The organism is Mycolicibacterium llatzerense, assembly GCF_000878195.1.
Lineage (GTDB): Bacteria > Actinomycetota > Actinomycetes > Mycobacteriales > Mycobacteriaceae > Mycobacterium > Mycobacterium llatzerense.
Map to the genome: position 1 here is coordinate 1 of NZ_JXST01000077.1, position 8,948 is coordinate 8,948.

Sequence of the window (8,948 nt, forward strand, 5' to 3'; positions counted from 1 at the left end):
TTGACCTACCTCCGTTTTCGGGCGGGGCTGCCTTCAGCGCCACGGTGGATCCGATCATGCACTAGACGTTGATGATAGTCAACACGGTGTCGATTGCTGCTTGGCGAGCCGGGCGTCGCCACGGATATCGTAGAAGTGGACACAGTGTTGACTAGTGCCGACTGTGAGTCTAATCTCAACTTCGCCAAGGCCGTGACACCGAACACCGGCGCGCGCGGCGTCACAACGACATAAGAGGATTGACATGGCAACCAAATCGGAAGTCGACCAGATCCAGCCGTCAACTTCGCGCGATGGGGAGAGCTACGTCTCCCATCGTGAGGACATCCATTTCAACATGACCGGTGACTTCATGACCGGGGTAGATTTCTGGATCCACGCAACCGGTGAGACCACCAACGGCCAACTGATAGTCATCGAGACCAACTGGGTTCGTGGTACCGAACCGGTCTGGCACATTCACCACCGCGAGGAAGAGGGCTTCTTCGTGATGGACGGCGAAATCAAGATTCACACCGAGGCCGGTTCGTACAACGCCAAGAAGGGCCAATTCGTCTGGGGGCGCAAGGATCAGCGACACACCTATGAGGTGGTCGGTGATGAAGCCCGGATTCTCGTGGTCTTCGTGCCCGGCCCCGACAGCTCGGGCTTCGAACCCAACGGCGGTATCGACAAGTACTTCTACGAAGCTCGTAACCGAGAGCTTCGAACGCCCGCACAGCTGCAGGCCGAAGTCGAGAACCTGAAGGTCAATTACGGCCTGGAGATGTTCCCCGAAATTCCGCATCCCCGCGCCAACGCGTGAGCACGCTTGTCATTCGGGTATTTGGCATTACTGAACCATTGGAGTTGTTGTGACTATCGATATATCTCTTGACACAGTGCCGCATTGGATCGGCGGCGCTGCCGTCTCCTCGCCCGACGGGCCGCGAGCCGACATCCATGACCCCGCTACCGGGCGCGTGATCGGGACGGTCGTGTTGGGCGGTGCCGATGCCGTCGACGAAGCTGTGGCCAGTGCGAAAACTGCGGCCGTGGCCTGGGCCGACACCCCCAGCCCCGTCCGCGCATCGATACTGCATCGCTTCCGCGTACTGCTGCACGAGCAGGTAGACGAACTGGCGTCGATCATCACGGCCGAACAGGGCAAGACCCTTGCCGATGCCCGGGGAGAGTTGGCGCGCTCGATTGAGGCCGTCGACGTGTCGCTTTCGGTGGTGCAGCAACTCAAGGGGGAATACGCCGAGCAGGTTGCCAACGGAGTCGACACGTACTCCTTCCGGCAACCGCTCGGTGTCTGCGCCGGCATCACACCGTTCAACTTTCCGGCCATGGTGCCGGTGTCGATGTTCGCGGCCGCCATTGCGTGCGGGAACACGTTCGTGCTCAAGCCAAGTGAGCAGGTGCCGTCGGCATCGGTGCGGTTGGCGCAAATCGCGAGCGAGGCAGGACTGCCTGACGGCGTGCTCAACGTCGTGCATGGCGGTGTCGCGGCAGCCGAGGCGCTGATCGACCACCCGGATGTGGCGGCGGTGTCGTTCGTCGGGTCCACCCCGGTCGCGCGCGCGATCTATCGGCGCTCGGCCGAGGCCGGCAAGAAGGTGCAAGCCCTCGGCGGCGCGAAGAACCACCTGGTGGTGATGCCCGACGCGGACCTCGATGCCGCAGCCGACGCGTTGGTGTCGGCGGCGTACGGTGCCGCCGGCCAGCGATGCATGGCTGTGACGGTTGCGGTTGCCGTCGGTTCGGCGGCAGACGCACTGGTGGACAAGATTGCCGACCGCGCAAGGGCGTTCAGGGTGGGCGACGGTGCGGAGTCGGATATCGACATGGGACCGTTGATCTCAGCGGGCGCACTCGCCCGGGTCCGCGGGGCATTGGAACGGTCGGTTGAGCAGGGCGGGCATCTGGTCGTCGACGGCCGTGACCGGCCCGCGGCAGGGGACGGCTACTTCATCGGCCCGAGCCTGGTTGACCGCGTCAGCGTAGGGAGCGACCTGTACCGCGACGAGGTGTTCGGACCGGTCCTCAGCGTCGTGCGCGCCGACGATCTCGAGCAGGCCCTGCAGATCGTCAACAGTAATCCCTACGGGAATGGCGCCATCATTTTCACTGGCAGCGGCGCGGCTGCACGTCGGTTCAGCAGGGCCGTGTCGGCCGGCAGCGTAGGGATCAACGTGCCTATCCCCGTGCCGATCTCATGGTTCGGCTTCGGCGGGTGGGGCGACTCGCGGTTCGGAGATGACGGCCTCAACTACGACGGCTACCGCTTCTACACAAGGTCCAAAGTGATCACGCAGCGCTGGACGGAACCAGCGCCGGGCCTTGCTCCCCACTTCGTCGCAGCGGGCCGGCAGTGAGCTTGCCACCGGCCGCCGGACCGGTTCGGCTCGACCACGTCGGAATTCTCGTGCGCGACTTGGACGCCGCTCGTACCCAGTGGTGTGATCGGTTTGGCATCGAAGTTTCTCGCGCGGTTGACGTTCCAGCCATGAGCATCAGCGCGGCGTTCCTCAATGTTTGCGGGGCAGAGGTCGAGTTGTACACCGTCCACGATCCGGCCGCACTCGATGCGGCCCTCGACGGTGCAACGGCAAAACTCGATCACGTGGCACTACGTCTACACCGCGCCGATGGGCCCGAACTCGTGGGCTGCTCCATCCGGGGGCCGGGGCGGCCGGAGGCGATCGCAGGACCGATTTTGATGGGGGATGCCACGCATGTCTGGACCGAGCCGCCCGGAATCGATGTCCTGCTCCAGTTGATCAGACCGGCTGCGTGAGGCCTCGATCTATATCTGTTGCACCACAAGCGGTCTCGCCTGCTGGCCGGCCGTAAGAATCACCTTAGTAAGGATCGAACATGGGAAGAATGGAAGGAAAGGTTGCTCTGATCACCGGAGCGGCCCGAGGTCAGGGTCGGGCACACGCCATCCGCCTCGCTCAGGAAGGGGCGGACATCCTCGCCTTCGACTGCCCGGCGAATGGCGGGGTGCCCTATCCCGTTGCCACGACGGCTGACCTCGAGATCACGGTCAAGGAAGTCGAGGCCCTGGGCCGGCGAATCATTGCGCACGAAGGCGATGTTCGTCAGCAGGCTCCGCTGGACAGGCTCGTGGCCGAGGGCGTGCGGGCCTTCGGTGGGCTGGACGTCGCAGTGGCCAACGCCGGCATCTGGACGGTTCACCCTTTCGCGGAGATTCCTGAAGGCGAGTTCCGGGATGTGCTGGACGTAAACATCATGGGGCCTTGGCGCACCCTGAAAGCGGTAACGCCCGCAATGAAGACGCGCGGAGGTGGATCGGTGATCATCACCTCGTCGGGCAATGGCGTCGAGGGGTCTCCCCACTACGTCCATTACGTGGCATCGAAGCACGGTGTACTCGGGTTGGCCAAGAGCGCAGCACTCGAGTTCGGCCAGTACGGCATTCGAGTCAACTCGCTGCTGCCCGGGCCGACCGATACTCCCGCCCTGGATTGGCAAGGCGGCTACGACCTGTGTGCGGGCAAGGGACCCGGAAACGGCGTCAAAGAGGACCTGCAAGGCGCAAGGTACTGGGCAGCTCTCCGGGATGTCGGCCTGCTGCCGCCGCAGGCCATGAGCGAGGCGGTGCTGTGGCTGGCCTCCGACGAATCACGTTGGACGACAGGCCTCGAAATGTTGGTTGAAGGCGGCCACATGCTGATGCCCGGCCTCAACATGACGAAAATGGCGTTGGACAACCAGTAACGTCCGAGCAGCTCTAGCAGTCAACCGGAGCCCTCCTCGAAGACGTCGATCACGTTTTCGAGGAGGGCTTGCGGCGTCTATTGGACTTTGCGCGCGGCTTCCATTCAAGCCCGTAGACCGTCCGCAGCCAGATCGTCGTCACTGTTTCGGTCATGTCCTCCAACGGGATTGCATTCTCGCTGCGCAGACTCATCAAAGCGAGGTTACGTTCTCCCATCCACATCAATGCGGCAGCCAACGACCTGGCGGGCGGCCCAGCGATCGCCACACCTGTCTTTCTGTCTCGCTCGATGCCTGCGGCCGCAGCGTCGATGAACCGCCCGAGGATGGAGTCCCACTGCGTCTGCAAGTCCGGTTCGGCTGCCGCGGCGTCGGCCACTTCACGAAGAACATGCCCATGGCGTTCCCACACTTGAATGACCTCGCTGACCGCATGCTCGATGGCCGCCTCCGGCGGCATGCTTGCGGGGCGCTCAAAGATCAGCTGCGATGCTTGGAACACATCGGCGGTGACCCGCGAGAGCAGCGCCGACAACAGCTGCCACTTGGACTCGAAGTAGAAGTAGAACGACGACCTCGACAGCCCCGCGCGCTTGGTGAGATCGTCGATGGAAATGTTGCGCAAGGACACTGTCCGCAACATGTCGTAAGCACCTTCGAGAATGGCTTGCTCACGTCTGTCACCTTTGATGTTTCGTCGGCCCACCCGTGTCTCGGTGGTGCTCAGGTTGAAAGATGAAGTAGACGCCATAGGAGAGATGATATGTCAGGCCAGCCGCGAAGCGGCTGGATCGCAGGCGGAAGTACCAACAATTATCGACATTGTGTTGATAATCACCCACGCATGATGCATGCTATGAACGTGCATCGGCCTCGCTTTGACGTTCGTGTCGGCGGGCCAGCCGTCCATTCAGGTCCAGGCCGCTGTCTTGCTTGCGCTCCAACGGAATTCGCATGCCTGGCCGCGGAACGAAAAAGCGAGCTCTCTCAAAGTAGGAGTCAACCGTGTCCAACCTCGCCGGCAATCTGGTCGCTACCGCGCGGGAGTACGGAGACCGACCAGCCGTGCAGCTGGACCGGTATGTCCTGTCCTACAGGGAACTTCATCATCGCGCCGCGGCGGTAGCCGGAGATCTGCGAGCCCATGGCGTGCTACCCGGCGACCGGGTGGGCTTGGTAGTGCCGAACGTCCCCGCATACCCCGTGTTGTTCTACGGGGCACTACTAGCCGGCGCCGTTGCCGTTCCCATGAATCCGTTGCTCGGTGCCCGTGAGGTCGAGTACTACCTGACAGACTCGGGTATGACGGTGGCGTACGGGTTGGAGGGCAGCGACTCCGTCGTGCCGGCCGCAGCATCGAAGGTCGGGATTCGCTCTGTATTGGTTCCCCCGACGGGTCCGATTGTTCTGTCCGGCAGCCCAATCCATGAAGCGGCCGAGCGAACCGACAACGATACTGCGGTGATCCTGTACACCTCGGGGACCACCGGGAAACCTAAAGGCGCAGAACTCACTCACCGGAACATGTCCTCCAATGCCGCGACGACAGCAGACACATTGATCAACGTGGGCCCCGAAGACGTGATCCTTGGTTGCTTGCCGTTGTTTCACGTCTTCGGTCTCACATGCGGCCTCAATGCGGCAGTCAAAGCCGGGGCCCTTCTTACGCTCGTTCCCCGCTTCGAGGCCGCTAAGGCATTGCAGGTTGTGGCCCGCGACCGAGTGACAGTTCTCGAGGGCGTACCCACCATGTACGCCGCGATGCTGAACTCATCGCAGGCAGCCGGCGCTGACATGTCCTCGCTTCGCACATGCATCACCGGTGGCGCTCCCATGCCCGTCGAGATTCTCAAAGCGTTCGAGAAGAAGTTCGACTGCGCAATCTACGAAGGGTACGGGCTCTCAGAGACGGCACCCATCGCTTGTTTCAACCAACCCGGGCACCAACGTAGGCCCGGCACCATCGGCATACCTGTGCGGGGCTGCGCGCTGCGCATCGTCAGCGAGGATGGCGAGGACGTCCCTGACGGCCTACCTGGCGAGATCGCCATCCAGGGCGAAAATGTCATGAAGGGGTACTGGAACCGACCTGAGGCAACAGCCGAAGCCATCCCCGACGGCTGGTTTCGTACCGGGGACATCGCCACCCGTGATGGCGACGGGTACTACACCATTGTTGACCGGAAGAAAGATCTGATCATCCGGGGTGGGTACAACGTGTACCCACGCGAAGTCGAGGAAGTGCTCTACGAACATCCTGCTGTCGCTGAAGCAGCGGTGATCGGCATCAAACACGCAGTACTCGGCGAGGAGATCGGCGCGGCCGTCGCCCTCAAACGCGGAACGCACGCAGAAGCCGAAGAATTGAAGGCCTTTGTCCGAGACCGAGTCGCCGCGTACAAATACCCGCGCGAGGTATGGCTCGTCGACTCCTTACCCAAGGGCCCGACGGGCAAGATCCTCCGTCGCGAGGTCAAACCGTCGAGCTCGACCCGAACCGGTTGAGATACTCGAACTTTCATCTGAACTAGTCGCCGGCGATGGACGCTCGACAGACGGTCAACCGACCTTGGGGCGGTCGCTCTTCCGGTCATCGACCAGAGCTGCAGGCATTTGAAAGTGGGTTGGAGTGCGTTGAACGTCCTCGACTGCGAACTGCCGACGTCAGCTCGCGAGTTCGGGCGTGCACTTGCGCTACTGCAGATCTGTGGATGACAACGACTCCAGCGTCCTGGCATTCGTGATGACCGCCGCGATGGATCCCATGCGGACTTCGACACCGTCGAACACTGGGTGATCAGCGTCGTCTGGCGGCACGTTTGCAGCTCTGGCCGCTCTCTGTTCGGACACGGTTCAGTCCTTGCGGCCCGTATTATCCGTGCATTTCTGACGTCGGTCGAGGCCCCCGGGTTGAAGTGCAGCGCAGCGCCTGTTGTTGTGCAGCAACAGGCCACCTCCATGACGTCATCGCGGACGCATCGATGGTGTCGCTCCGTCCACCCATCCGGTGATCTCGGTGATTGCCAGGGTCGGTCCCGCGACGATGACCAATCTGGCCCGCGGCTTCGATCTGGACAGCTTCCGCTCCTGTGATCGGTGTCGACCGCAGCGGGGTCACTCGTTTTGTTTCAAGACTGGAGGACGCGGGGTGTCTCCGTCGAAGCCCCATGAGGCAGACGTAGAGCAACTTTGGTGGAGCTGACGCCCGTCGGCAAAGCAGCGATCAACGCCGTGCGCCCCAGATTGACTCGCCGGTACGACAACATGCTTGGCGCACCAGGACCGCTGGCGAGGTCGCGCAATTCACCCGCGGGACTCGAGCGCTTTACAACCACGCTGCTCGACCAACGCCCATGCCCGCTCCCTCAAAGCGGTGAATCCGCGCCCGTGTCAAGCTTTCTCGCCCCAGCGACCACGCGAGGACTCAGGTGCAACCTTGATGACCGCTTTTCCTCGTGTGCCGCCGGACAATGCTTGGTTGAGTGTGTCGCGGGCGTTCTCCAGTCCTTCGACGATGGTCTCGTCGTACATCAACGAGCCTTCGCCCAGCGCGGCGGCGAGCTTACCGATGATCTCGCCGTAGCGGTCGATGTGGTCGGTGACGATGAAACCCCGCAGGGTGGCTCGCTGCATGAGCAGCTGGTTTGCGTTGCGCAGGCCCGGCTGGTCGCCGTCGTCGTTGTAGGTGTCGTACTCCGAGATCAGGCCACACAGCGAAACTCGCGCGCCGATGTTCAACCGACCCAGGACGTGATCCATAATCGGGCCGCCCACATTCTCGAAATCCACGTCTATGCCCTCTGGGGTCGCGTCGTCGAGCTGCTTGCGCCAGTTGTCCGAGTGTCGGTCTACGCATGCGTCGAAGCCCAGTTCCTCCACGAGGTGTCGGCACTTCTCGGCGCCGCCGGCGATGCCGACCACGCGAGCGCCACGCTGCTTTGCCAGCTGTCCAGCGATCGAGCCGACGGCGCCTCCGGCGGCAGAGACGACGACCGTCTCGCCGGGCTGAGGATCGCCCAGCTCGATACCGATGAACGCTGAAATGCCGGTGTGGCCAAGTACTCCGAGGAATGCGGGAAGCGGCGCGGGCAGTGGGTCGGGAAGAACTGTGAACGGAATCTCCAGAACGGAATCGTCAGCGACGCAGTAGTCTTGCCAGCCGGTGAAGCCGAGGACGATTGCGCCGACGGGCAGATCGCCTCGCCGGCTTTCGACCACCTGTCCGACGCCGAGGCCACGCATTACAGCACCCAGTTCGACCGGCGGGATGTAGGAACGCAGCTGGCTCATCCAGACACGGTTCGTGGGGTCGAGCGACAGGTACAGCGTGCGAATCAACGCCTGCCCCTCCGCGATATCGGCGATGGACTCCTCGACCCATTCGAGATCTTGTTCTGTGACCTGGCCTTGCGGCCGGCACTGCAGACGGAACAGTCGGTTGGTGGGCGTTTTCATGGCGAATCCTCATCGTTGGCGGTGACTTGAATGGTGGTCATCGGGGCGCGCGGCACCGCATCGGTAGGGGCGGCGGCAAGGCCCTGCAACGACTGTAGACGTATGGTCGTTAGTAATCAACGGTATGTCGACTACTAAGGGGGGCATCGATGATCGCCAGTCACGTTCGCGGCCAACGGATATTGCAAGAGTCGACAGCATGTTGACTATCAACGACATATGGTGCACGCTCGAACTCGACATCCGACTGTGATCGCAGTCGACCGAGAGATGGAGGTGGGCGCATGAGCTTACAAACGGACAACCGTGCGACGGTTGAGCGATTCTGGGGGGCCCTCGATGACGGTCCGCCGCGCGGTGAGGCGCTGGAGGTGTGGAAGCAGAACTTTGCCGAAGACGGCGTCTGGGAGATGCCGTTCGCACCCGAGCCTCTCGCTGATACTGTCCCGGGCCGACACTTGATCGGCCATTTCATCGACTGGTTCTTCGCCTCGGTGCCCGACCTCCGGATTGATTCGCTTATCGTGCACGACACGACCGACCCGGAACTCTTCATTCTGGAACTGCACGGGAATGCGACGGTCACGCAGACCGGCAAGATCTACGCCAACACCTATTGCACACATATGCGCATCCGGGACAGCAAGGTTGTGTTGATCCGCGAATACTTCAATCCCAATGTAGTTCTGGAGGCGTTTGGGCGCGACGTGATCGCCGAGGGCATGTCTGCTGTGATGGCAGCCGCCGGAGTGGGGGCTGCGCAG

At 62.3% G+C, this 8,948-nt stretch carries 8 protein-coding genes; 6 read left to right on the forward strand and 2 right to left on the reverse strand.

What is annotated here, in order from left to right; all coding sequences use genetic code 11:
• Positions 1-244 precede the first annotated feature (244 nt).
• From TL10_RS28900 to TL10_RS28915, 4 genes are all read left to right on the forward strand, one after another.
• On the forward strand, positions 245-805 hold the full coding sequence (locus TL10_RS28900) for a cupin domain-containing protein (RefSeq protein WP_043988362.1): 561 nt from the start codon (positions 245-247) through the stop codon (positions 803-805).
• A gap of 49 nt (positions 806-854) precedes the next feature.
• Positions 855-2,360, forward strand: a complete 1,506-nt coding sequence (locus TL10_RS28905; protein ID WP_043988363.1) for a CoA-acylating methylmalonate-semialdehyde dehydrogenase — start codon at positions 855-857, stop codon at positions 2,358-2,360.
• Complete coding sequence (locus tag TL10_RS28910; protein ID WP_267884361.1) at positions 2,357-2,782, forward strand: VOC family protein; 426 nt, start codon at positions 2,357-2,359, stop codon at positions 2,780-2,782. Before TL10_RS28905 ends, TL10_RS28910 begins: the two co-directional genes overlap by 4 nt.
• An 80-nt stretch (positions 2,783-2,862) precedes the next feature.
• The gene (locus tag TL10_RS28915) at positions 2,863-3,729 is read left to right on the forward strand and encodes a mycofactocin-coupled SDR family oxidoreductase (RefSeq protein ID WP_043988364.1); all 867 of its coding nucleotides are present in this window, start codon (positions 2,863-2,865) and stop codon (positions 3,727-3,729) included.
• Positions 3,730-3,778: 49 nt separating this feature from the next.
• Here the strand turns inward: TL10_RS28915 and TL10_RS28920 are convergent, their stop codons facing one another.
• Positions 3,779-4,480, reverse strand: a complete 702-nt coding sequence (locus TL10_RS28920; RefSeq protein ID WP_043988365.1) for a TetR/AcrR family transcriptional regulator — start codon at positions 4,478-4,480, stop codon at positions 3,779-3,781.
• A 254-nt stretch (positions 4,481-4,734) separates the two neighbouring features.
• Between TL10_RS28920 and TL10_RS28925 the strand changes: the two genes are divergently transcribed.
• On the forward strand, positions 4,735-6,234 hold the full coding sequence (locus TL10_RS28925; RefSeq protein ID WP_043988366.1) for a long-chain-fatty-acid--CoA ligase: 1,500 nt from the start codon (positions 4,735-4,737) through the stop codon (positions 6,232-6,234).
• A gap of 885 nt (positions 6,235-7,119) precedes the next feature.
• Here the strand turns inward: TL10_RS28925 and TL10_RS28930 are convergent.
• On the reverse strand, positions 7,120-8,184 hold the full coding sequence (locus TL10_RS28930; protein WP_043988367.1) for an NADP-dependent oxidoreductase: 1,065 nt from the start codon (positions 8,182-8,184) through the stop codon (positions 7,120-7,122).
• Between the two features lie 284 nt (positions 8,185-8,468).
• Between TL10_RS28930 and TL10_RS28935 the strand changes: the two genes are divergently transcribed.
• A partial coding sequence (locus tag TL10_RS28935) for a nuclear transport factor 2 family protein (protein WP_082068122.1) occupies positions 8,469-8,948 on the forward strand: 480 nt, incomplete at its 3' end.

Coding starts and splice junctions, on each gene's coding strand:
- TL10_RS28900 (WP_043988362.1), top strand. CDS start 245: ATGGCAACCAAATCGGAAGTCGACCAGATCCAGCCGTCAACTTCGCGC.
- TL10_RS28915 (WP_043988364.1), top strand. CDS start 2,863: ATGGGAAGAATGGAAGGAAAGGTTGCTCTGATCACCGGAGCGGCCCGA.
- TL10_RS28920 (WP_043988365.1), bottom strand. CDS start 4,480: ATGGCGTCTACTTCATCTTTCAACCTGAGCACCACCGAGACACGGGTG.
- TL10_RS28930 (WP_043988367.1), bottom strand. CDS start 8,184: ATGAAAACGCCCACCAACCGACTGTTCCGTCTGCAGTGCCGGCCGCAA.